We start from the raw sequence: 21,584 nt of genomic DNA, 5'->3' as shown, positions 1-21,584 counted from the left end.
CCTCCCACCCAAGAGGCGATGACCATGCTGTTCGCACCCCTCGCCGCCAAAGCCGCCATCGGGGTCGGCCGGGCTATCGTCGGCGATATCGCCAAGTCGGTCGGTAATGGCCTCAAAGACGAGACGACAAAGGCGGCGTCGACGTCCGCAAATAGCAAACTTGCAGCGGCGGCCACGGCCAAGACACCGGCGGAGATCAAGGCTCGTAAGGCGTCCAACGAATTCGAGACGATGTTTCTGGAGCAGACCCTGGAGCGGCTCGCCACCTCGGAGGGCACTGATGGCCCCCTCGGCGACAATGGCACCGGCGGAGCGGTTTACCGCTCGATGCTGACCAAGGAATATGCGGGTCAAATGGCAAAGAGCGGGGGGGTCGGCATCGCCGATCAGGTCTACCGCGAGATGATCAAGATGCAGGAGGCTGGAAATGCAAGCCGCAACTGAGACCAAATCTCTTCGCATCGCGGACAAGGCTGGCGCCGATGCGCTGATTGCGCACATCATGCAAACCATGCAGGCGCTGGAGGACATCCTCTCGGAGGAGGGAGGCCACGTTCGCGTCGGGCGTCTGCGCCAGGGCCTATCACAGACCGAGCGGAAGACCGCTCTGGGGGCGTCCTACATGCAGAGCCTGGAAGTGGCCAAAGCCAATGCCATCGCCTTGGCACGGTTCGCCCCGGAATCCATTGAGGAGCTTAAAACCGCCCACCGGCGATTCGCCCAGGTGGTGGAAACCAGTCAGATCGTGCTGGCAACGGCACGCACGGTCTCCGAAAGTCTGGTCAAGTCCCTGGCCGACGACATGAACCGCTCGAGAACGGCCACCGTGTATGGACGCCCCTCTCAGCCGCCGTCTCCCTATGGCAAGGGACCGGCGGGTCGGAGCCAGCCACTGGTGCTGTCGCGCAACCTTTGACAACGTTTCAACGCTGTCCCGCGTCGATCCGCACATAGGTCCGAACCGGACCATAACCTGTCTCCGTGCGAGTATCGACGGCGAGGCGGCCGCCGGCGATCAATCGGGAGGCGGGGTCGCCTTCGCGGGAGCGTAGGTCGAGCCCCGTCGTTGCCCGTCCGCCAATGCGGATGCAGGTTTCCGAGCCGGGAATGCGAATGAACCCCGAGCCGTGCCTGGGACAAGGCTTTGCCGCCTGCTGCGGCTCCGGCTTCATCGGCTCAAGCGCAATCGCGAGAGATGTCAGGGTCGTGGCCACACCGAACGTCAGGCTGCCGATCAGTGTCGCCCTCACCATGTGTACCGCTCCTCAATGCTCCGTCGGAACAATTCGCTATACCCTTTCGGCCACGAACGATCGATACCGGTTCCCGTCCGCCATACGGTAACCTTTCGGTAAACAAACGTCCTTAATCATTGGTGACACGGTCAAACGGGAAGCTTGAGACATGGCGGGTAAGGTCATCGGGGCGGCGGAGTCCGATCGGTCGCCGGAAGCGCTTTTGAAACAAGCCGTTAGCGGCACCAAGGTGAAGCCCGCGCCGATGCCGGAGAATCGTCGGCGACTGCCATCGATTTCCCCGCTTCTTGGCGGAGTGGCGGCGGCGGCCCTCGTGATTGGGCTCGCTGTGGGCGCAGGAGCGATGAGCCTCGTTTCGCCGAAATCCGATCCATCCTCGGAGCAGCTAGCGCAGATCCAATCCCGTCTGGAAATCCGCCAGGCGGATGTCGCCCGTCTACAGACCGAAATCGAGAAGCTAGGAAAGGTTCTCGCGCAGGTGCAGGATGCTACCGAGTCTGTCCGCAGCGAAGCGAAGAATCGGTCCGCCGCCCTCAACGACCGGATCGGCAAGGCCGAACAGGCTATCGTTTCGAAAGTCACGAGCCTCGCCGACCGGCAGGATCAAACAGAGCGAGACCAGACGGCAAAAATCGCTGCTCTGACGTCGCAATTGGACAAGCGAGCGGCGGCGCCCGCTCCGGCCGCTCCTGTAGCGGCGACGCAAGCCGCCAAGCCTCAGCAGCCTGAGCCAACGGAAACCGGATCCCTTCCCGACAAGGCAAAAGCTTCGACACCGGCTGTCATCGATGGATGGGCTGTGCGCGAGGTCTATAACGGTGTGGCCGTCATCGAAGACCGTCGTCATCGCCTCGTGGAGGTCGGCCCAGGGGACACGATCCCAGGCGTCGGCAAGGTCGATTCCGTCGAGAGACGCGGGCGGAACTGGGCGGTTGTTACGAAACACGGCCTGATCACCAGCCAAACTTGGTGAGCAGACTGACGATATCGAGTACGCGCGGAATCAGGACAGCTGTACTTCGATCTCTGGATCACGCAGGGAATGCGGATACCGCGCTTCAACAGTGAGGGGATCAGCCATAGCGCACCCGCGTGCAGCGCGGTTGCGGCCATGGGTCAGTGCCCGATCCTGCACTTCCTGGGTGGGGAACAGAATGGCCGCGAGGAGAGCCTGTCCCTCGAATTCTGAATCCAGATTCTTTGCTTCAAACACTGGCATTGCGGTCACCAGACCTTGAGCCGTGCGAACTTCGCATGGGTCGTTGTGTGCGTATAAACCGACAATGTGGATTCCGGCAACAAGTTCCCGTCCGCCACGATTGTTTACGCTTAATTTGCATTTTGCATCGCCACGAAGTTTTCGCAGTGCGGCAACACACTCGATTACAGGTTCATACAATCTGGAATGGGACCTCCTCCAAAAGTATAGTAAGTGTCGGCCGCCTCACCCCATCCATGGGCGAATTAAACTGAAACCCAGCTAATCGTCGCGGGAACAAATCTCAGATTATTGAGGAAATATCAAATAGAAGGATTTATTATCGGTTCATTTTCAAATAATAAAAATGGCTGCTCGCCCAATAAAACCCAATAATCACTGAAATTTGCTCGTTTTTAATCACATTGATACTCAAGATTTATGATTTAACCAAAAAATATCACCCTCCTATGTAACTTATCTAATATTCTACATAACTCGATGACCCTCTGACGTGGCCCGCGATGACCTTGGATGGGTAGCCAATCGCCCCTCATCCTCGAGCCCAAGGCCCCCCTGCCCAAGGTTCAATGTAAAATCGGCCGTTGCGCTCTTGTCCCGATAAAGTGCGAGCGACACGAAAAAGGGCACTCGCGCGCCCTTAATCGACATTTAACATTGAACTTTGGTCGCTTCAGGCGACTGCAGTCGCCTTTACAGCCACACCCTTCTCCGTGAGGAACTGCTGCAATTCTCCCGACTGGAACATCTCGCGGGTGATATCGCAACCGCCCACGAACTCGCCCTTGACGTAGATCTGCGGAATGGTGGGCCAATTCGAAAAGGCCTTGATCCCGTCGCGGATCGCCATGTCGTCGAGAACGTTCACGCCCTTGAACGGCACTTCGAGGTAATTGAGGATCTGCACGACCTGGCCGGAGAAGCCGCACATCGGAAACTGTGGCGTGCCCTTCATGAACACGACGACGTCCTGGGAATCGATCTCGGTCTTGATGGCGGCGTTGACGTCGGTCATGCAAATATCCTTTCCAGGACTGAGGCGGGGAACTAGCGCTTGAAATCAGTGTTTTTCCGGCGATTTCAAGATCGTCGTTTCGGCGATCCTCAAAAGCGCGTCGTCAATATAGAATGGGGTGACCAGGGGATCGTCCACGCCCAAGGAGCATTGAAACGGCAAGTTGGAGATCAGCGTATCGCCGTATGCGGTCCGTCCCGGCTTGGCTAGTTCCTGGGTTGCGGCCCAGCCGTTGAACCAGTCGATACGCTGCGACATGGAAGGTTCGCAACGTCCGCGGGCATCGATCTGGAAGGCCCCAACCTCCCTGCGCCAATGCTCCACGGGGAGGGTGCGTGGCGCGGATAGCCGCTCTAAGAGATGCGCCGGGCTTTGAGTGCGGAGGCTTTCACCGGCCTGGGCCTGTGAACGCCCCACGCTCTCTATCTCCTCGGCGACATTCTCCCAGTCCAGCATATTGGACAGGTCGGACCGTCGCGAGAGGGCGCGCAGGGCCGACGCTTGCTGCTCGGTCCCGCTCACGATGTCGTCGTACAGGCTCGGCTGGTCCATGGGGACGCCCTGTTGATCGCCCCTAATCTTGCGGGACACCGGTGGTGAGCGCAAGGGCGTGCAGGACGCCCCCCATCCGCCCCTGAAGCGCACCGTAGACGAGTTGGTGCTGCGCCACACGAGTCTTTCCCTTGAAGGCCGAGGAGATCACCGTGGCGGCATAATGGTCGCCGTCGCCGGCCAGATCCTTGATCTCGATCGTGGCGTCGGGCAGCGCCTCGCGGATCATGGCCTCGATATCGCGCGCATCCATCGGCATCGGACTCAATCCCTTTCGAGTGACGTTCAGACCGTGGCAGGCCGGGTCGCCATGTAGGTCGGCAGCCAGCCTTCATGCGCCTCGCGCAGATCCGAGACGGATATGGTTTCGCCCGCGGGCAAGGTCAAATCTTGCCCTCCAGCGAAGCCGATGACGGAGGCCGGAATACCCTGCGCGTTCGCGCTGTAGAGAAGGTCCGGCACGTTCTCCGGGTCGACGCTGAGGAGGTAGCGGGCTTGGTCCTCTCCAAAGAGATAGGCATGCGCGGGAAGACCGGCGGGCGCATCCGGCAGGGTCGCGCCGATACCACCGGCAATGGCCATTTCGGCGAGGGCCACGGCAAGCCCGCCATCGGAGAGGTCGTGCACGGTGTCGACGAGGCCCGAGACGATGAGGCTGCGCACGAAATCGCCGTTGCGGCGCTCTACCGCGAGATCGACCGGCGGCGGCGCACCATCCTCGCGCCCGGAAACCACCGAGAGATAGACCGATTGGCCGAGCCAGCCTTCCGTGGCGCCCACGAGGACGAGCATATCGCCGTCACGCTTCAGCGAGATTGTGGCGTGTTTCGTGACATCGTCGAGAAGGCCGACGCCGCCAATGGTCGGGGTCGGCAGGATGCCGACGCCGTTGGTTTCGTTGTACAGCGAGACGTTGCCGGAGACGACGGGGAAGTCGAGGGCGAGGCAGGCCTCGCCGATGCCCTTGAGGCAGCCGACGAGCTGCCCCATCACCTCGGGCTTCTCCGGGTTGCCGAAATTCAGGTTGTCGGTGATGGCGAGAGGTTTGGCGCCCACCGCCGTGATGTTGCGCCAGGCTTCCGCCACGGCCTGCCGGCCGCCTTGCACCGGGTCCGCCTCGCAATAGCGCGGAGTCACATCGGCGGTCAGGGCTAGCCCCTTGGGTCCGTCCTCGACGCGAACGATGGCGGCGTCGCCACCGGGCTTCTGCACGGTGTTGCCGCCGATGAAGTGGTCGTACTGCTCGTAGACCCAGCGCTTCGAAGAGAGGTCGGGGGAGCCGACCAGCTTCTTCAGGGCCTCGGCATTGCCGATCGGCGCAGGCACGTCGGCGGCCGCGATCACCGGCTGGTGCGTGTTGGCGATGTGCGGCCGGTCGTAAAGCGGGGCTTCGTCGCCGAGTTCCTTGATCGGCAGGTCGGCCATCGTGACGCCGTCATGCTTCACCACGAAGCGCAGAGTGTCGGTGGTGTGCCCGATGATCGCGAAATCGAGGCCCCATTTCACGAAAATGGCCTCGGCTTCCGCTTCCATACCGGGCTTGAGCACCATGAGCATGCGCTCCTGGCTCTCCGAGAGCATCATCTCGTAGGCGCTCATGTTTTCTTCGCGGGCTGGCACCTTCTCGATGTGGAGCTCTACGCCGAGATCGCCCTTGGCGCCCATCTCGACGGCCGAGCAGGTGAGGCCGGCCGCACCCATGTCCTGGATCGCGATGACGGCCCCCGTCGCCATCAGTTCGAGGCAGGCTTCGAGCAGCAGCTTCTCGGCGAAGGGGTCGCCGACCTGCACCGTGGGGCGCTTCGATTCGGAGGCGTCGTCGAACTCAGCCGAGGCCATGCTGGCGCCGTGGATGCCGTCGCGGCCGGTCTTAGAGCCGAGATAGACGATTGGGTTCCCGACGCCTGTTGCCGCCGCATAAAAGATCGCGTCGGTGCGGGCGAGGCCCACCGCCATGGCGTTGACGAGGATGTTGCCGTCATAGCGCGGGTGGAAACCGACGGCGCCGCCCACGGTTGGGACGCCGAAGGAATTGCCGTAGCCGCCGATGCCGGCCACCACACCGGAGACGAGGTGGCGCGTGCGGGGATGGTCCGGAGAGCCGAAGCGCAGAGCGTTCAGCGCCGCGATCGGCCGCGCCCCCATGGTGAACACGTCGCGCAGGATGCCACCAACCCCTGTCGCTGCGCCCTGATAGGGCTCGATGAAGCTCGGGTGGTTGTGGCTCTCCATCTTGAAGACGCAGGCCAGTCCGTCTCCGATATCGATGATACCGGCATTCTCGCCGGGTCCCTGGATCACCCATGGCGCCGAGGTCGGCAGGCCGCGCAGGTGCTTGCGCGAGGACTTGTAGGAGCAGTGCTCGTTCCACATGGCCGAGACGATGCCGAGCTCGGTCAGGGTCGGATCGCGTCCGATCAGGCCACGGAAGCGCTCGTACTCGTCCGGCGTCAGGCCATGCTGGCGTACCAGCTCCGGTGTGATCGGAACATCGTTGCGGAACATGCGACCCCTCTCGACCGCTCAGGTATCTGTCGCGCCCCTCCCGATCTCGGAATGGGTTTGCGAGGTTCACCAAGTCCGGTCGGCTCTAGAGGGTAAGCGCCCGTGCTGGCAACTCATCAAAGCGGCGTCCGGCCATGCGGACTGGCGGAAACGCTGCGTCAGAGGACCTTCTCGGAGGCGGGCTCACCTGGAAGACGCAGGCGATCGATGGCGCTGTGGATAGGCTCGGGACCAGCGACGAAGGCGACGTAATCGAATGCCTGTGGGTTCAGGCTCGACATCAGCAACTGGAAATGCATGCGGAACAGATTCCACTTGCGCCGGGCGATGATGTTCTTCTCGATCAGGTCGGTGATGCGGACATGGATCTCCACCGGCCGATGTGCAGGCGGGGAGGGCATGTCGGAGGCGCTGAGGACGTCGCGTTGGTGGACCGAAAGCCAGTCCCACTTCGCACGCACGTCGAGCCAACGGATGGCGTGGCATGCCGCCACCCGCGCGAGGGCCGCGCGCATCTCGCCAGCCGGTGCATCGAGGGTGATCCAAGGGATCACGCTGCCGATACTGACGAAGGAAACCGGCGTGCCACGCTGCCCGAAGCTTGGATCCTGCGTGAGGACCCTGTCGAGAGCCTCGACGCCGAGAAAGCTCGATGAGGAATGTCCGATGACGACGATCTCGCTTGCTCTGCCTTCAGCGGTGCGTATCTCATCGGCGAAGGCGTCGAGACGCCGGCGCATGCGCGTCTCGGCACCGCTGGCGTGGTCGTGGGTGAATGCGGCGTCGTCCACGAGGTGGGCGACATAGAACGGTTTGGACCGGGTCAAGCCCATCAGGCCGGCGAGGAGGGCGTAGGAGATGACCGGGATCGCCGCGATCAACCAGGGTCGCCAGCCTGACGGTCCGAGCAGAGCCGGCAACGCCGCCAGGATCACCGATGCGACGATCAGGCCGGCATAGATCTGGTGGACGCCGATGATCACGCGGGCAAAGCGCTTGGCTTCCCGCCGAAACCTGCGAACGTAGCCGCTGCGGTAGAGGCGCCACCATAGGGCGGGGACCTCCACAAGGCGTCGCCAGTTCGATCGCGGAAAGCGGGCGCGGACGATGTCGTCCCAGCGCAGCAGGGTATAGCGCGTGGGGGCCCCGTCCACGTTCACCGTCCAATCGAGGCGCAAGCCATCTTCCGACCGCACCGGGTCGCTCACGGCGATGGCCATGCCGCGCCTAACCGCTGTGAGTCTGCTCTCGCGCCGAAACAAGCCCCAATAGGTTTCAGGCTCACGCGGATCGAAACCCGGCATGTAGAAGATCTGGCGCGGAAGGAGATCTGTGGCGGGTGATTCCGAAGCGATGGGATGTTTATCCGTGCAGCAGGAGGAGAAGGTGGGCGGCGCCTGCAAGCGAAGCGCCGGAACCGGTCCCTACACGATCAGGTCGACCTCGTACGAGTGCGAATTCGCATCAGGCGTTGCCCCCGGCCCCATGAGCGAGATGCTCCGCGATTGCTGTGACGAACCGCTCCCCGTAGGCATCGCGCTTGCGCTCGCCGACGCCCTGGACCGTCCTTAGGGCATAGAGATCCACCGGCTTCGCCCGCGCCATCTCGATCAGCGTCCGGTCTGGGAACACCATGAAGGCGGCGATGCCCTCCGTGCGGGCGATGGTGGCGCGCAGGCCACGCAGGTGCTGGAACAGAGCTTCCGTCGCTGGATCGAGATCGAGGGTCGCATCTTCGCGCGCCGCGCCGCTGCGCTTGCGGTCGCGAGGCTCGGCCACCTTCGGCTCCGGGTCCGGCCGCATCTGGATCGCTTCGCGGCCGAACAGGATGGCCTCGCCCTTTTCAGTCAGGGAGAGCCCGCCGAACCCGTCGTCGTTCTCCGCCACGGCACCGGCCGCGAAGAGCTGGCGCAGCATCGCCCGCCATGCCGGTAGCGGCTTGTCGGCACCGACGCCGAAGGTCTTCAGCGCCGTGTGCCCGTTGCGCCGAATCGTGTCGGTCTCCTTGCCGTGGACCACGTCGCAGACATAAGCCGCGCCGAATCGCTGCCCCGTTCGCACGATGGCCGAGAGCAGCTTCTGCGCCGGCACGGTGGCATCAATGAGCGAGATGCCGCTGCGGCACAGATCACAGCGGCCGCAGGGCTCGCTCGCCTCGCCGAAATAGCCGAGGAGCGATTGCCGCCGGCAGGTCGCCCCCTCGCAAAGAGCGATCATCGCCTCCAACTTGCGCCGCTCGACGCGACGGCGCTCATCGGGCACGTCCTTCTCGTCGATCTGCCGGCGGCGGAGCGACATGTCGTCGAGGCCGTAAATCGTGAGCGTGTCGGCGGGCAGGCCGTCGCGGCCGGCGCGGCCGATCTCTTGGTAGTAGCCCTCGACATTGGAGGGCATGTCGGCGTGGCAGACGAAGCGCACGTCCGGTTTGTTGATGCCCATGCCGAAGGCGACGGTGGCGGTCATCACCACCCCGTCCTCCTGAAGGAACGTGTCCTGGTTCTTCATGCGCGTGCCCTGGTCGAGGCCGGCATGGTAGGGGAGGGCGTTGAACCCATCCTTGGCGAGCACCTCCGCGAGTTGCTCCGTGCGCTTCCTCGACGAGCAGTAAATGATGCCGCTCTCGGAGCGTCGGTGGCGCAAGAAGCGCTCGATCTGGCGGGTCGGGTTGTCCTTCGGCGTGAAAGTCAGCCGGATGTTCGGCCGGTCGAAGGAATGGACGAAGGCCTTCAGGTCGCGACCAGCCGGGAACAACCGCTCGGTGATGTCGGCCCGCGTCGCCTTATCGGCGGTAGCGGTGAGCGCCACGGTCTGGACATTCCCCAACGCCTCGCGCGCCTTGGAGAGATCGCGGTATTCCGGGCGGAAATCATGCCCCCATTGCGAGACGCAATGAGCCTCGTCCACGGCCAGCCGCCGGACGCCCGCCCCGCGCAGGGCATCCATCAGCCCTTCCATCATCAGCCGCTCAGGCGAGACGAAGAGGAGCCGCAGATCGCCGCTGCGGATCTTGCGCCAGGTCTCCCGGGACGTCGCTTCCGCCACCGATGAGTTCAGGGTCGCCGCCTCGACGCCGAAACCGATCATCTGCTGGACCTGATCGTGCATGAGGGCGATCAGCGGCGACACGACCACCGTGAGCGAGGATTCGACCAGCGCCGGCAGCTGATAGGTCATCGACTTGCCCGAGCCCGTCGGCATCACCGCGAAGACATCCGTCCCATCCAGGACGGCACCGATCACCTCGTCCTGTCCGGGCCGGAAATCGTCGTAGCCGAAGGTGGTCTTGAGGGCGCGTCGAGCTTCGTCGAGGCGGTCGGTCATGCAGGGCCCGTCATCGCGGTCAGGGAAGGGCGGCAGGCGGACGCCGCGCGACGATCCTCGGCACGGCAATGCCGCCGTCGAGGCCGTCATTTGCCAGGATGGTGGCTTTGACGGCCCTGGGCCCCGAGGTCAATCGTCGGGACCACCACCTCACCTCGATCTCGAACGTGTCAACGGGACGCGATCGCGACGGCGGCACCGGCCATGACCGTCCCGGCTCCACGATTGAGCAGTCGTCGCGCCCGGGCGGAGGTCATGACGCGCCGGGCTCGTTCGGCCGCCAGGACGTAACCAGAGAGGATGGTGCCGAGGACGAGAACGATGGTAGCGCCAAGTTCCGCCAGCCCCGGAGCATCGATCCGGTCGAGGTCGACGAAGGTCGGCAGCAGGGCCAGGAAGAACAGGATCACCTTCGGGTTGCCCAGGGTGACGGCGAGGCCGCCCGCGAACAGGCGCAATGCACCCTCGTCACGAAGAGGCTCCGCGTCGATCACGCCGACCCGGGATGTCCAGGCTTTGAACGCCAGGACAGCGAGATAGACCGCGCCGGCATATTTCAGGGCGACGAGGAGCGGCGCGAAGGTCTGCGCCACCAGGGCGAATCCACCCGCCGCGACGGCGAACCATATCAGGTCGCCGACAATGAAGCCCGCGACGAAGGCACCGATGCCGCGGGTGCCCTCGGCGAGGACACGCGCCACCAAGGCTGCGACGCCGGGTCCGGGGGAGGCTACGGCGGCGGCATAGATGGCGGCGAAGACGACGAGATGCGCGATGGGAATGACGCCTGCTCCGGTCGACAGTTGCAATACAGGGCATACAAAGACTTCACATCTTAAGTCACCCGAAAGGAGATGTCTGCTCAGATGGGCAAGGGTCAGCGGGTCGTCATCGCGGGCCGATGAAAGACCGGCGAGTTTATCCCATGATGGTCCTTCCCTTCCTCGGTTTCGCTGGCGCCACGGGGGCGGCGATCGCCGGGAGACGCGGCCTGGCCTTGCTCCTCTGGGGCCTGTCCCTGGGCGTGTTGCTGGCGTTGTTCCGCGAGCACGCCACCGACGCCCTGCCGCTCGTCTTCTGAAGGCCACGGAATGTCCGCATCGTCCCTCGCCCGCGCGCTCAACGCAGCGGGACTCCTTGGCTGCAGCCTCATTTTGCTCGTGGCGTTCTGGTTTCAGATCGTCCTCGGAGAATTGCCGTGCCCGCTCTGCGTCCTTCAGCGCGCCGCTTTCACGGCGGTCGGCCTGGGGCTCGTCCTCAATATCTGCGACCGGCCGAGACCGTCACATTATGCCATCGTCATCCTGAGCGCTGTGGTAGGGGGCGCGGTCTCCGCCCGTCAGACGGCTTTGCACATCATCCCCGGAACCGGGACCTACGGCTCGGCCCTGTTCGGCCTCCATTTCTATGTCTGGGCGCTCATCGCTTTCACCGGCGTGATCGTCGCCGTCGCCATCCTGTGCCTGTGGGATCGGCAGTTCACCCCTGAGGCCGCCGTGTCCCGCCCGGAGACGGTCTCGGTCCTTGGGCAGCCCACCGGAACGGCGCCGACGGTTCTTCCCGGCACCCGAGCCGGGGCGCTCGGTCTTTCCGTGGTCCTGCTGTTTCTCGTCGTGGCGCTGGCCAATGCCGGCTCGACCTTCGCCGAATGCGGGTTCGGCCTGTGTCCGGACAATCCGGTGAACTACGAGATGTTCGATCGGCTCATCGCGCGGTGATTCAGGCGCGCACGATACGTCCGTCGGAGACCAAAACCATGTCGGCCCGGCCGTCCAATTCGGCGAACAGCGCCGGATCGGCGCCGGTCATCCAAACCTGCCCCTGCAGGGCGGCCAAGGCATCGAACAGGCCGGCCCGCCGTCGCGGATCAAGATGCGCCGCGACCTCATCGAGCAGGATGACGGGAGCGATGCCGCACATGGCCTGAACCAAGCGCGCATGGGCCAGCACAAGGCCGATGAGCAGCGCCTTCTGCTCACCCGTCGAGGCGGTTGCGGCGGCTACGTCCTTCGGTCCATGCCGGACTACGAGATCGGTGGCCTGCGGGCCGACCAGGGTGCGGCCGGCGGCACGGTCGCGGTGGCGGCCCTGGCGGAGGGCGGCGCGGAACCGGTCCTCCGCCTCCAGGGCCGGCCAGACGGCCACGAGATCGTCGAGGTCGCCTTCCAGCCTGAGCCCCGCCCATGGAAAGGGCTGCGCGTCATCGCGGGTCTCGGCGATGAGGCGATCCAGCCGCTCGGCGGTCTCGCGCCGCGCCAACGCCACAGCGACGCCGAGTTCGGCGACTTCGCGCTCGACCGCATCGAGCCATTGCCCGTCGCTGGGTCGCTCTTCGAGCAGGCGGTTGCGCGATCGGAGCGCCCGCTCCAGCGCGTTCACCCTGGCGCCGTGCGTCGCGTCGACGGCAAGGACCAGGCGGTCGAGGAAGCGACGGCGGTCGCCGGCGGGCCCGCGAAACAAACCGTCGAGATCCGGCGTCAGCCAGACCACCCTCAAGAACTCGGAGAAGGCTACGGGGGAGCCTACCGTCTCGCCGTCGATCCGACACAGACGCGTAGCCCGGCCGTCGCCCACGGCGGGTTCGAAGCCCGTGCCGATGCGATGCTCGTCCTCTCCCTGTTTCAGCGCGAGGGAGACCGCGAACCCGCCGGAGCCGGCATTCCGCGCCATACTCGAGAGGTCCGCGCGCCGCAGGCCACGGCCGGGGGAGAAGAGCGAAATCGATTCGAGCAGGTTGGTCTTCCCCGCCCCGTTCTCTCCGACAAGCGCGACGAAGCGGCTCCCGACAGCGAGGTCGAGATCGGCATGGTTGCGGAAGTCGCGGCAGATGACACGGGTGAGACGCAGACCGACGACGGACGGTTCGTCGGTGGATGGATCCACGATGCCCGAACTTTCTTGGGTAATCGGCGAAACGACGTCGATCACACCCGCATCGGCATCAGCACATACAGCGCCGAAGCGCCCTCGCGGTCCTGGATCAGGGTCGGCGAGCCGGGATCGGCGAGCTTGAACAGAGCGGTGTCGCCCTCGAGCTGGCTGGTGATATCGAGGAGGTAGCGGGCATTGAAGCCGATATCGAGGGCGGAGGCCTCGTAATCGACGTCGAGCTCTTCCGTGGCACTACCGGAATCCGGGTTGTTGACGGAGAGGGCGAGGCGGCCCTCCTGCACGGCGAGCTTCACCGCGCGGCCGCGCTCGGACGAGATCGTCGAGACACGGTCGACGGCACGGGCGAACTGGTCGCGCTGCACAGTGAGGAACTTGTCGTTCCCCGACGGGATCACCCGCTGGTAGTCGGGGAAGGTGCCATCGATGAGCTTGGAGATCAGTGTCACACCGCTGGCGAAGCGGAAGCGGATCTTGGCCGGCGAGAGGTCGATCTCGACGGTCTCGCCGCCATCCTCGACCAGCTTCTGAATCTCCGCCACGGCCTTACGCGGCACGATGATGCCCGGCATGCCACGGCTGCCCTCGGGGGCATCGATCTCGACGCGGGCGAGGCGATGGCCATCGGTGGCGACCGCACGCATCTTCAGCGCGCCGTCGACCTCGATCGTGTGGAGGTAGATGCCGTTGAGGTAGTAACGCGTCTCCTCTGTGGAGATGGCGAACTGTGTCTTCTCGATGAGGCGCTTGAGGTCGCTGGCACCAATGGCGAAGCTGGTGCCGAGTTCGCCGGCGGCGAGATCCGGAAAGTCACCCTCGGGCAGGGCACCGAGGGAGAAGCGCGAGCGCCCGGAACGGATCGTCATCTGACCGGTCTCGCCGCTCGTCTCCAGCGAGACCTGCGCTCCATCGGGAAGCTTGCGCACGATGTCGTAGATCACATGCGCGGGCACCGTGGTGGCACCCGGATCGACGATGTCGGCGGGCACGGATTCCGTCACCTCGATGTCGAGGTCGGTCGCCTTCAGCTCCAGTCCATCAGGCCCGCTGCGCAGGAGCACGTTGGAGAGGATCGGAATCGTGTTGCGCCGCTCCACCACACGATGCACGTGGCCGAGCGATCGAAGGAGAGCCGCGCGCTCGACAGTGACTTTCATCGCAACAACTCGTGGTCATTCTAAAAAAAACGTCGCCCACCCCGAAAACGGTGACGGATGGAGCCGGCGGCTTGGCCGGTGAACTTGGCGAAGGCCCTGTCCGAACGCAAGAGCGCGGAACGCTCTATCCAGGGCAATGCGGGAGGGACGTCTCCCGCATTGCTCCGATCCCGCCAGTCAGTCCTGCAGCATCCGCTTGAGGAGCTCGACCTCGTCGTTCAGCACATTGTCCTCGCCGATCAGCTTATCGATCTTGCGGACCGCGTGGAGCACTGTGGTGTGGTCGCGGCCTCCGAAGCGGCGGCCGATCTCGGGCAGCGACCGTAGAGTCAGCACCTTCGACAGATACATCGCGATCTGGCGCGGCTTGACCACGGCGGCGGTCCGCCGCTCCGACAGGATGTCGGAACGCGAGACGTTGTAGCGCGAGGCAACCAGCTTCTGGATGTCCTCGATCTTGATGCGCTTGGGCTCCCGGTTCTTCACGAGGTCGCGGATCGCGGTTTCTGCCGTCTCCATGGTCACGGCGGTGCCGGTGAGCGTGGCATGGGCGAGAAGCCGGTTCACGGCGCCTTCGAGATCGCGGCCATTGGCGGTGATCGCGCGGGCGACATAGGTGGCGACGGTGGGCGACACTTCGAAATTCGGATGCGCCACCCGCACGGCAGCGAGCCGCGCCGACAGGATCGACATGCGCAGTTGTTCGTCCAGCGTGCCGATCTCGACCACGAGGCCGCCGGCCAGACGGGAACGGACCCGTTCTTCCAGGGCTTCGAGTTCGGTGGGCGGGCGGTCCGAGGCGACGACGACCTGACGGCCCGCATCGATGAGCGAGTTGATCGTGTGCCCGAACTCGGCCTGGATCGACTTGCCCTGGATGAACTGGACGTCATCGAGGATGAGCAGATCGATGGCGCGCAGCTTCTCCTTGAAGGCGAGCGCGCTCTGGGTCTTCAGGGCGTTGACGAAGCCGTACATGAAGCGGTCGGCGGTCAGGTAGATCACACGGCGGCCGGATTCACGAGCGGCATGGCCGATGCCGTGGAGAAGGTGGGTCTTACCCAGGCCCACGCCGGCATGGAAATAGAGCGGATTGTAGAGGGCGCCCTGCCCATCATGACGGGCCACGCGCTCGGCTGCGGCGTGTGCCAGGGCATTGGATCGGCCGACGACGAAGCTCGCGAAGGTGAGGCGATTGTCGAGGGGCGCGCCGTTGAGGTCACTGGAGGCTTCGCCGCGCGCCTGAGAGGAGGATTCCGCCTCGGCTGGGAAGCTCATCTCGCCGGATGAGGGCTGCGCGTTGCTGGCGGCCTGGAGACGGGCGAGGGGACTCGCGGGAGCCGAGGACTTGACCGCACCCGAAACGACGCGTGGGGGAGCACCTGCCCCGCGCACGCCCACCTCGATAAGCGAGACGCTCTCTACCTCGCTGCGGAACGTGGCCAGGACACGGTCGAGATAATGGGATTCGATCCAGCTCTTAAGGAATCGGGTCGGCACGCTAAGGCGGGCGGTCCCGGAGACCACCTCCACCAATTCGAGACGCGCGAACCAGCTGGCGAAGACGTCTTCGCCCAATTCCGCCCGCAGGCGCCGCTTCACGCGCGCCCAGGCAGCAACCGTGTCCGATCCCCCTGCGCCACCCATGCCGGTCTCGGCGTTACCCGCCACGCTACCGTCGACATGCATCATCGCTCTCCTCGCGCCGAGGGCGAAGCCGCCGCTCGGAACGTACGCACACTGGACTGACTTCACGCCCCGCAAGGAATTCGCGGAACCCATAGAGATCCTGCGGAGTCAACATCTCCACCGCAGGCTTTTGCCGATGAGAGGAGCCTATCAACAATAAGCTACGGTTCTCCTAACAACGGGGGTTGCGGGGAAAGCTGTGTGAGGTGCCGTGAGAGTCTCGCTGATCCGCACCGAGTCCTGAGCCGCCCGAAACCTTGCGGACGATTCGGATAGGTTTGAATTAAGTGTGAATTTTCCCGCTTCTGGCGAGAGATCATTAATCTACACAGCCCTCCTAGACTCCGCAACACGGCAGATTCGCAAGTAGGGTTAACGGTTCGACTCAAATTGAAGCGATGACCAGCCGGCCGGACCATCGAGAGATGACCGGCACCCGCCACGAGACATCCGGCGTGCTCGTGCGGAAAAAGTATCGGGAACGGGGCGGAAAACCGAGCCTGAAACGAAAGAAGCCCGGCACTGAGGCCGGGCTTCTTTCGCGTCATCCGAGGAAGGAAGGATCAGGCTGCAAGAGCCTTGACCCGCGCCGCGAGGCGCGAAACCTTCCGGGAGGCGTTGTTCTTATGAACGATGCCGTGCTGAGCGGCCCGCATGATCTCGGGCTCGGCTGCCCGCAGGGCGGTCAGCGCAACGGACTGGTCGCCGCCGGAAATCGCCTCTTCGACCTTGCGGAGGAAGGTACGCATACGGCTGCGGCGCGAGCGGTTCACAGCGGTCCGCTTCGCGATTTTGCGGGTCATTTTCTTGGCCGACACGGTGTTGGCCATGGGGCATCCTCGTTCATGTAGGGCGATGCCGACGAGCCCGCGGGCTTGGTGTGTCGGTCTACGCGCGAAGGTTGTTCGGGCAATGGCGAAGCCGACGGGCTGCTTGAGTGCGGCCTGTCGGCGAAGCGCGCTCTATAGACACGCCCCGGCATTCCGTCAACGCGACAGGCGCGAATGTCCGCGCCGCCGATGCTGCCGAACCCTCGGCCGAGCCATCGACATTCTGCACAGAATGACGCCGATCGGACAACGCAGCACCATCACGGCAAGTATTGCGTTGAAATACGGAGAGGTTATCCGCCGCTTCGACAATTGAAGGGGGCGCCCCGATACAACCCTCTCGTTCCCGACACGATCATCCGGCGACCGTCTTTTTTCGCCTAACGATGAGACGATGTTTGACCGGGACCGGGCTTCGGAGAAAGTGGCCTTCCACGATTCGCACGCGAAACGGAATCGATGACCTCCGACATCACGCTCTATCATTCACCCAACACGCGCTCGTCTGGCGTCCGCATCCTGCTGGACGAGCTCCAGGTGCCCTACCGCCTACACGTCCTCAATATGAGGGCGGGGGAGCATCGCGAGGCCGCCTATCTGGCGATCAATCCCCTGGGCAAGGTCCCCGCCATCCGGCACGGGAATGCGGTCATCACCGAGCAGGCCGCGATCTATCTCTATCTCGCCGACGAGTTCGCCGAGAAGGGCCTCGCGCCGCCGATCGGGGACCCGCTGCGCGGTCCCTATCTTCGCTGGATGATTCTGTACGGGTCGTGCTTCGAGCCGGCGGTGATCGACCGCGCGCTCGAAAGAGAGCCGGGCCCGATGGCGATGTCCCCCTATGGCAGCTTCGACGCGGTTCTCGACAGCATCGTCGCGGGCCTGTCGAAGGGGCCGTATCTTCTAGGCGAGCGATTCAGCGCCGCCGACATCCTTTGGGGTACCGCACTCGGCTGGATGACCGCCTTCAAACTCGTCCCGGAAGAACCCTTGATCGTCGCCTACGTGGCCCGGATCAAGGATCGCCCCTCCTTCCGCAAGATCACGGCCGAAGAATCCGCCCTGGCGGCCCAGCAGCAGGAAGCGGGCTGATCGCTGTCCGCGACCCACCATGCCCACCGGAATCATGAGAAGGAGCGACAGACATGCGGATGATCTTCGTCAATCTGCCGGTGAAGGATCTCGAAGCCTCTAAGACCTTCTTTGGCGCCCTCGGCTTCACGTTCAATCCGGCCTTCACCGACGAGAATGCGGCCTGCATGGTGGTGTCGGACAGAATTTTCGTGATGCTGCTGACGGAAGCGCGCTTTCGTGACTTCATCACCGGCGACATCTGCGATGCGTCGAAGGCCACCGAAGTGCTGACCTGCCTCTCCTGCGAATCACGTCAGGACGTCGACGATACCTTGGCCAAGGCGCTGGCGGCCGGCGCCAAGCCTTGGAAGCCGAACATGGATTACGGCTTCATGTACGGCTGCTCGTTCCAGGATCCGGACGGCCACGTCTGGGAGCTGATGCATATGGATCCGGCAGCCATGCCGCCGCGATCCTAAGGCGTGCTTCGTGGCCGCCGAGCTCAGCCCGGCGGAAGCGCCGTACCGGCCGAGCGCGTCATCAGCGTCGAGGGAAGCGAAGCGGGGGCGAAGGCCGCCACGAGATGCATGCCGATTACGGGCGCGAAGACCAGCGACATCATCACGAGAAGGATCAACGCCACGCTGTTGTCGCGGGCGGGCGAAGCGACGCGCGAGCGGGCACGGCGGAAAGCAAAGGTCTGAAAGGTCATGGGCTCACCTCGTTCGACCGGCCGGCAAGGCCGATCGCGGGTGAACCCGATCACGCGATCAGGCGCTCAACACGCTGTCGGCCGAATTCGGCGCGGTCCATCGACTACTGTCGCTGGGCATTGGGTTCGAAAGTTCCTGTGATCCACCGAGCCGAGCATATGCCGGGCAACGGCGGTTGCGCCCACATGATGCGGTGCGAAGGGTTCGTCAAGTCTTAACGTGGCATCTGCGAGATTGATCCGCATCACGGTGCGAGCCGCGCGGCGAAGCGCTCCACGAGTCGTCGCCCGACCTCGTCCTTGTCGAGGGTCGGCCATGTCTCCAACCCACCGTCCCGGTCGAGCAGATGGATGGTGTTGGCGGTGCCGCCCATCACGCCGCCCTCGGCGGAGACATCGTTGGCGACGAGCAGATCGCAGCCCTTGCGGGCGATCTTCGACCGAGCGTGGGCGATCACCGAATCGGTTTCGGCGGCAAAGCCGACCACCAGCTTCGGGCGCCCTTCACTGCGCTTGGCGATGGTGGCGAGAATGTCCGGATTCTCCACAAGGGAGAGGGGCGGCACGGCCGCTCCGTCCTTCTTGATCTTCGACGTCCTGTCCTGAGCCGGGCGCCAGTCCCCCACCGCCGCGGCGAAGACAGCGAGGTCGGCGGGGAGGGCGGCCTCCACCGCAGCAAGCATCTCCCGCGCGGTCTCCACACGCACGATTGTAACGCCCTTCGGGTCGGCGATGGAAACGGGACCGGAGATCAGCGTGACCTCCGCGCCCGCTTCTGCGGCAGCGGCGGCGATGGCATGGCCCTGTCGCCCCGACGAGCGGTTGGCGAGGTAGCGTACGGGGTCGATCGGTTCATGCGTCGGGCCGGACGTCACGAGGACGCGCCGGCCCGCGAGAGGCTTCTGCGGCGAACGACCGGCGAGAAATCCGAATCCCCCGGTCGCCGCCGAGGATGCCGTCGAAATTTCACCGAGCATGGCCTCGACCGCATCGGCGATTTCCAGGGGTTCCGCGAGGCGGCCCGGACCGAACTCCGCTTCGGCCATGGCGCCGTCATTGGGTCCGACCACTCGGACACCGTCGCCCTTGAGCGTCGCCAGGTTCCGACGCGTCGCCGGATGCTGCCACATGCGGACATTCATCGCCGGAGCGATCAGAATCGGGAGGGTCGTCGCCAGGAGAACCGTGGAGGCGAGGTCCGAGGCGTCTCCGCTCGCCATCCGCGCCATCAGGTTGGCGGTGGCAGGCGCGACCACGATGGCATCCGCATCGCGCGCCAGCTTGATATGGCCGATATCGGCTTCCTCCGCCCGGTCGAACAGGTCGGTATGGGCGCGCTCCCCGGCGAGGGCGGCAGCGGCGAGGGGGGTGACGAATTCCTGCGCCCCCGCCGTGAGCAGCGGACGCACCCGCGCCCCGCGCTCGCGGAGGCGGCGGATCAGGTCCAACGACTTGTAGGCGGCGATACCGCCACCGATCACGAGCAGGATGCGTCGGTTCTGGAGGGGGAGGGTCATGATGGAGGGCTACTCCCGCACTTCGTGATCGTCCACAGCGAACGGATATGACAGTGCGGCCACGAACAGCGGTGTCCGCGCCATCCCGTTCACCCGGCCCTTACCGGAACGCCATCACCAGTGCGCCTACCGCGATGGCCCAGAGCGCCGCCGTGGACCACAGCGCCCGTCGACGCTCCTTGCGGGCTATGCTCTGCAACGCCTTGCGGTCGCCGGTTCCGCTCTCGTCGAGACGCACGAGAATCCGGCGCAGGCGCTGGGCGAGATCGGGCAGGTCGGTGACGACGTCGGACAAGGTCAGGGCCGCCCGTCCCGCACCCTCGATTCGCCCGAGAGGTCCGAGATTACGCGCGATCCACGAGCGGACCACCGGCTCCGCTCCGGTCCACATGTCGAGTTGCGGGTCCAGGGAACGGGCGACGCCCTCCACCACCACCATGGTCTTCTGCAGCATCACCAGTTCGGTGCGGGTGCTCATGTCGAACAGGGCAGTGATGTCGAAGAGCAGGGTCAGCACCTTGGCCATCGAGATCTCGTCGGCCCGACGCTGGTGGATCGGCTCGCCGATGGCGCGGATGGCTTGGGCGAAATCCTCCACCGAATGGTGGGCCGGCACGTAGCCCGCCTCGAAATGCACCTGCGCCACGCGCTTGTAGTCGCGCAGGATGAAGCCGAGCAGGATCTCGGCGAGGAAGCGCCGCTCCATCATCCCGAGCCGGCCCATGATGCCGAAATCGACCGCCACGAGCGTGCCGCTCGCATCGACGAACAGGTTTCCGGGATGCATGTCGGCGTGGAAGAAGCCGTCGCGGATCGCCTGCCGCAGGAAGGACTGGATGACCGCGAGGCCGAGCGCCTTGGGGTCGTGGCCGGCAGCGACGATGGCGGCGCGATCATTGAGCCGGATGCCCTCGATCCACTCGCTCGACAGCACGTCCCGCGCGGTCAGCTCCCATTCGGGCTTCGGCACGCGGAAATCGGCATCGTCCTTTGTGTTCTGCGCGAGCTCGGACATGGCCGCGGCTTCGAGCCGGAAATCCATCTCCATCATCACGGAGCGGGCCAGGATCTCGACCACGTCGCGCGGGCGCAGGCGCTCCGCCTTCGGCGACAGGGCATGGACCACGCGAGCCATGAACCGCATCACCTGAAGATCGCGCTGGAACCGCTCGCGCACGCCGGGCCGCATGATCTTCACCGCCAGCACGCGCTCGACGCCGTTCGCGTCGAGGATGTGGGCCTTGTGGACCTGGGCGATGGACGCGGCGGCCACGGGCTCGCTGAAGGACAGGAACAGCTCGCGGACCGGCTTGCCGAAGGCGGCTTCGACCACGCGGATCGCCTGTTCCTGCGGGAAGGGCGGAACCCGGTCCTGCAGATTCTCGAGATCGAGGGCGGCATTCATGCCGACGATGTCGGGCCGCGTCGCCAGGAATTGGCCGAACTTGACGTAGGAAGGGCCGAGCCGGGTCAGCGCACGTTGCAGCGGACCCGCCCCGGCGCCGAGGCCCGGCCGCTCCAGCATCCGCCCGAGCTTAAGGGCGAAGCGAAGATGCGGCGGCAGCTCGGTGGGGTCGATGAACGACAGCCCGCCTTCGCGTGCCAGCACGAAGCCGACCCCGGCACCGCGGATGAGATAGACGATGGCGCCTAGCATGGGATGCTTTCGACATGCGTGATCACGGCAGGACCAGCACTCGTCCCACCACTGAACCTCATCCTCAGGTGACGATGCGGAGCGGCGGCCTCGAAGGAGGTTTCCAGAGGCCACCCTGCGATCTGGAGGCCTCCTTCGAGGCCGCTATCGCGGCACCTCAGGATGAGGGAGCTGTGTAGGACCAGATCGGG

Annotated in this window: 23 protein-coding genes; 7 read left to right on the top strand and 16 right to left on the bottom strand. The window is 64.7% G+C overall.

The window, feature by feature from the left end:
- Positions 1-18 precede the first annotated feature (18 nt).
- On the top strand, positions 19-444 hold the full coding sequence (locus ASF34_RS02525; protein ID WP_156465606.1) for a rod-binding protein: 426 nt from the start codon (positions 19-21) through the stop codon (positions 442-444).
- Complete coding sequence (locus ASF34_RS02520; RefSeq protein ID WP_018042613.1) at positions 428-916, top strand: hypothetical protein; 489 nt, start codon at positions 428-430, stop codon at positions 914-916. The genes ASF34_RS02525 and ASF34_RS02520 overlap by 17 nt, the downstream gene beginning before the upstream one ends.
- 7 nt (positions 917-923) lie before the next feature.
- Here the strand turns inward: ASF34_RS02520 and ASF34_RS02515 are convergent, their stop codons facing one another.
- Complete coding sequence (locus ASF34_RS02515; RefSeq protein ID WP_244478881.1) at positions 924-1,172, bottom strand: porin; 249 nt, start codon at positions 1,170-1,172, stop codon at positions 924-926.
- Between the two features lie 232 nt (positions 1,173-1,404).
- On the opposite strand from ASF34_RS02515, the gene ASF34_RS02510 reads away from it, so the two are divergent.
- Positions 1,405-2,229, top strand: a complete 825-nt coding sequence (locus ASF34_RS02510) for a hypothetical protein (RefSeq protein ID WP_056158308.1) — start codon at positions 1,405-1,407, stop codon at positions 2,227-2,229.
- A 30-nt stretch (positions 2,230-2,259) separates the two neighbouring features.
- Here ASF34_RS02510 and ASF34_RS23290 read toward each other — a convergent pair whose 3' ends face one another.
- The 8 genes from ASF34_RS23290 to ASF34_RS02475 form a co-directional block, all read right to left on the bottom strand.
- Positions 2,260-2,655 carry a hypothetical protein gene (locus tag ASF34_RS23290; RefSeq protein WP_244478868.1) on the bottom strand — a complete coding sequence of 132 codons (396 nt, stop codon included), beginning with the start codon at positions 2,653-2,655 and terminating at the stop codon, positions 2,260-2,262.
- A gap of 493 nt (positions 2,656-3,148) precedes the next feature.
- Positions 3,149-3,490: a Grx4 family monothiol glutaredoxin gene (grxD, locus tag ASF34_RS02505; protein WP_018042617.1), complete on the bottom strand. Its 342-nt coding sequence runs from the start codon at positions 3,488-3,490 to the stop codon at positions 3,149-3,151.
- A gap of 45 nt (positions 3,491-3,535) precedes the next feature.
- Positions 3,536-4,042 carry a DUF29 family protein gene (locus tag ASF34_RS02500; protein ID WP_056158303.1) on the bottom strand — a complete coding sequence of 169 codons (507 nt, stop codon included), beginning with the start codon at positions 4,040-4,042 and terminating at the stop codon, positions 3,536-3,538.
- 22 nt (positions 4,043-4,064) lie between these two features.
- Positions 4,065-4,301 (bottom strand): BolA family protein, encoded by a 237-nt coding sequence (locus ASF34_RS02495; protein WP_018042619.1) that lies wholly within the window; start codon positions 4,299-4,301, stop codon positions 4,065-4,067.
- A gap of 26 nt (positions 4,302-4,327) precedes the next feature.
- Positions 4,328-6,547, bottom strand: coding sequence for a phosphoribosylformylglycinamidine synthase subunit PurL (gene purL, locus ASF34_RS02490; RefSeq protein WP_018042620.1), 2,220 nt, complete (start codon positions 6,545-6,547; stop codon positions 4,328-4,330).
- A 158-nt stretch (positions 6,548-6,705) separates the two neighbouring features.
- Positions 6,706-7,767 (bottom strand): hydrolase, encoded by a 1,062-nt coding sequence (locus ASF34_RS02485; protein WP_244478867.1) that lies wholly within the window; start codon positions 7,765-7,767, stop codon positions 6,706-6,708.
- Positions 7,768-8,011: 244 nt separating this feature from the next.
- Entirely contained in the window at positions 8,012-9,868 is a 1,857-nt protein-coding gene (gene recQ / locus ASF34_RS02480; protein WP_056158300.1) for a DNA helicase RecQ, read from the bottom strand.
- A gap of 170 nt (positions 9,869-10,038) precedes the next feature.
- Entirely contained in the window at positions 10,039-10,677 is a 639-nt protein-coding gene (locus tag ASF34_RS02475) for a LysE family translocator (protein ID WP_244478866.1), read from the bottom strand.
- Between the two features lie 116 nt (positions 10,678-10,793).
- Between ASF34_RS02475 and ASF34_RS23040 the strand changes: the two genes are divergently transcribed.
- Positions 10,794-10,949, top strand: a complete 156-nt coding sequence (locus ASF34_RS23040) for a DUF5993 family protein (protein ID WP_018042624.1) — start codon at positions 10,794-10,796, stop codon at positions 10,947-10,949.
- 10 nt (positions 10,950-10,959) lie between these two features.
- Positions 10,960-11,586, top strand: coding sequence for a disulfide bond formation protein B (locus tag ASF34_RS02470; RefSeq protein WP_018042625.1), 627 nt, complete (start codon positions 10,960-10,962; stop codon positions 11,584-11,586).
- 1 nt (position 11,587) lies between these two features.
- Here the strand turns inward: ASF34_RS02470 and recF are convergent, their stop codons facing one another.
- The 4 genes from recF to rpsT form a co-directional block, all read right to left on the bottom strand.
- The gene (gene recF, locus ASF34_RS02465; protein WP_056158906.1) at positions 11,588-12,751 is read right to left on the bottom strand and encodes a DNA replication/repair protein RecF; all 1,164 of its coding nucleotides are present in this window, start codon (positions 12,749-12,751) and stop codon (positions 11,588-11,590) included.
- A gap of 41 nt (positions 12,752-12,792) precedes the next feature.
- The gene (gene dnaN / locus ASF34_RS02460) at positions 12,793-13,914 is read right to left on the bottom strand and encodes a DNA polymerase III subunit beta (RefSeq protein ID WP_018042627.1); all 1,122 of its coding nucleotides are present in this window, start codon (positions 13,912-13,914) and stop codon (positions 12,793-12,795) included.
- A gap of 177 nt (positions 13,915-14,091) precedes the next feature.
- Positions 14,092-15,603, bottom strand: a complete 1,512-nt coding sequence (gene dnaA, locus ASF34_RS02455) for a chromosomal replication initiator protein DnaA (RefSeq protein ID WP_056158902.1) — start codon at positions 15,601-15,603, stop codon at positions 14,092-14,094.
- A 563-nt stretch (positions 15,604-16,166) separates the two neighbouring features.
- Positions 16,167-16,433 (bottom strand): 30S ribosomal protein S20, encoded by a 267-nt coding sequence (gene rpsT / locus ASF34_RS02450; RefSeq protein WP_018042629.1) that lies wholly within the window; start codon positions 16,431-16,433, stop codon positions 16,167-16,169.
- A gap of 459 nt (positions 16,434-16,892) precedes the next feature.
- Between rpsT and ASF34_RS02445 the strand changes: the two genes are divergently transcribed.
- Positions 16,893-17,525, top strand: coding sequence for a glutathione S-transferase family protein (locus tag ASF34_RS02445; protein ID WP_056158297.1), 633 nt, complete (start codon positions 16,893-16,895; stop codon positions 17,523-17,525).
- A 53-nt stretch (positions 17,526-17,578) separates the two neighbouring features.
- Positions 17,579-17,986: a VOC family protein gene (locus tag ASF34_RS02440; RefSeq protein WP_056158294.1), complete on the top strand. Its 408-nt coding sequence runs from the start codon at positions 17,579-17,581 to the stop codon at positions 17,984-17,986.
- A 23-nt stretch (positions 17,987-18,009) separates the two neighbouring features.
- Here the strand turns inward: ASF34_RS02440 and ASF34_RS02435 are convergent, their stop codons facing one another.
- The 3 genes from ASF34_RS02435 to ubiB all read right to left on the bottom strand — a co-directional run bounded on the left by ASF34_RS02435 (position 18,010) and on the right by ubiB (position 21,393).
- Positions 18,010-18,219 (bottom strand): hypothetical protein, encoded by a 210-nt coding sequence (locus ASF34_RS02435; RefSeq protein WP_056158291.1) that lies wholly within the window; start codon positions 18,217-18,219, stop codon positions 18,010-18,012.
- 245 nt (positions 18,220-18,464) lie between these two features.
- Complete coding sequence (locus tag ASF34_RS02430) at positions 18,465-19,736, bottom strand: phosphopantothenoylcysteine decarboxylase domain-containing protein (protein WP_056158289.1); 1,272 nt, start codon at positions 19,734-19,736, stop codon at positions 18,465-18,467.
- A gap of 100 nt (positions 19,737-19,836) precedes the next feature.
- Positions 19,837-21,393 (bottom strand): 2-polyprenylphenol 6-hydroxylase, encoded by a 1,557-nt coding sequence (gene ubiB / locus ASF34_RS02425; RefSeq protein WP_056158286.1) that lies wholly within the window; start codon positions 21,391-21,393, stop codon positions 19,837-19,839.
- Positions 21,394-21,584: the final 191 nt, after the last annotated feature.

Origin of the sequence: Methylobacterium sp. Leaf106 (assembly GCF_001422895.1) — a bacterium.
Lineage (GTDB): Bacteria > Pseudomonadota > Alphaproteobacteria > Rhizobiales > Beijerinckiaceae > Methylobacterium > Methylobacterium bullatum.
Note: the sequence above shows the minus strand (reverse complement) of the source record. Positions and strands in the feature narration are given on the sequence as shown.

What these genes read in the sequence shown, in the direction of transcription:
- ASF34_RS02525 (WP_156465606.1), top strand. Translation starts at nt 19, where the DNA reads ATGACCATGCTGTTCGCACCCCTCGCCGCCAAAGCCGCCATCGGGGTC.
- ASF34_RS02520 (WP_018042613.1), top strand. Translation starts at nt 428, where the DNA reads ATGCAAGCCGCAACTGAGACCAAATCTCTTCGCATCGCGGACAAGGCT.
- ASF34_RS02515 (WP_244478881.1), bottom strand. Translation starts at nt 1,172, where the DNA reads ATGAAGCCGGAGCCGCAGCAGGCGGCAAAGCCTTGTCCCAGGCACGGC.
- ASF34_RS02510 (WP_056158308.1), top strand. Translation starts at nt 1,405, where the DNA reads ATGGCGGGTAAGGTCATCGGGGCGGCGGAGTCCGATCGGTCGCCGGAA.
- grxD (WP_018042617.1), bottom strand. Translation starts at nt 3,490, where the DNA reads ATGACCGACGTCAACGCCGCCATCAAGACCGAGATCGATTCCCAGGAC.
- ASF34_RS02500 (WP_056158303.1), bottom strand. Translation starts at nt 4,042, where the DNA reads ATGGACCAGCCGAGCCTGTACGACGACATCGTGAGCGGGACCGAGCAG.
- ASF34_RS02495 (WP_018042619.1), bottom strand. Translation starts at nt 4,301, where the DNA reads ATGCCGATGGATGCGCGCGATATCGAGGCCATGATCCGCGAGGCGCTG.
- purL (WP_018042620.1), bottom strand. Translation starts at nt 6,547, where the DNA reads ATGTTCCGCAACGATGTTCCGATCACACCGGAGCTGGTACGCCAGCAT.
- ASF34_RS02485 (WP_244478867.1), bottom strand. Translation starts at nt 7,767, where the DNA reads ATGGCCATCGCCGTGAGCGACCCGGTGCGGTCGGAAGATGGCTTGCGC.
- recQ (WP_056158300.1), bottom strand. Translation starts at nt 9,868, where the DNA reads ATGACCGACCGCCTCGACGAAGCTCGACGCGCCCTCAAGACCACCTTC.
- ASF34_RS23040 (WP_018042624.1), top strand. Translation starts at nt 10,794, where the DNA reads ATGATGGTCCTTCCCTTCCTCGGTTTCGCTGGCGCCACGGGGGCGGCG.
- ASF34_RS02470 (WP_018042625.1), top strand. Translation starts at nt 10,960, where the DNA reads ATGTCCGCATCGTCCCTCGCCCGCGCGCTCAACGCAGCGGGACTCCTT.
- dnaN (WP_018042627.1), bottom strand. Translation starts at nt 13,914, where the DNA reads ATGAAAGTCACTGTCGAGCGCGCGGCTCTCCTTCGATCGCTCGGCCAC.
- dnaA (WP_056158902.1), bottom strand. Translation starts at nt 15,603, where the DNA reads ATGCATGTCGACGGTAGCGTGGCGGGTAACGCCGAGACCGGCATGGGT.
- rpsT (WP_018042629.1), bottom strand. Translation starts at nt 16,433, where the DNA reads ATGGCCAACACCGTGTCGGCCAAGAAAATGACCCGCAAAATCGCGAAG.
- ASF34_RS02445 (WP_056158297.1), top strand. Translation starts at nt 16,893, where the DNA reads ATGACCTCCGACATCACGCTCTATCATTCACCCAACACGCGCTCGTCT.
- ASF34_RS02440 (WP_056158294.1), top strand. Translation starts at nt 17,579, where the DNA reads ATGCGGATGATCTTCGTCAATCTGCCGGTGAAGGATCTCGAAGCCTCT.
- ASF34_RS02435 (WP_056158291.1), bottom strand. Translation starts at nt 18,219, where the DNA reads ATGACCTTTCAGACCTTTGCTTTCCGCCGTGCCCGCTCGCGCGTCGCT.
- ASF34_RS02430 (WP_056158289.1), bottom strand. Translation starts at nt 19,736, where the DNA reads ATGACCCTCCCCCTCCAGAACCGACGCATCCTGCTCGTGATCGGTGGC.
- ubiB (WP_056158286.1), bottom strand. Translation starts at nt 21,393, where the DNA reads ATGCTAGGCGCCATCGTCTATCTCATCCGCGGTGCCGGGGTCGGCTTC.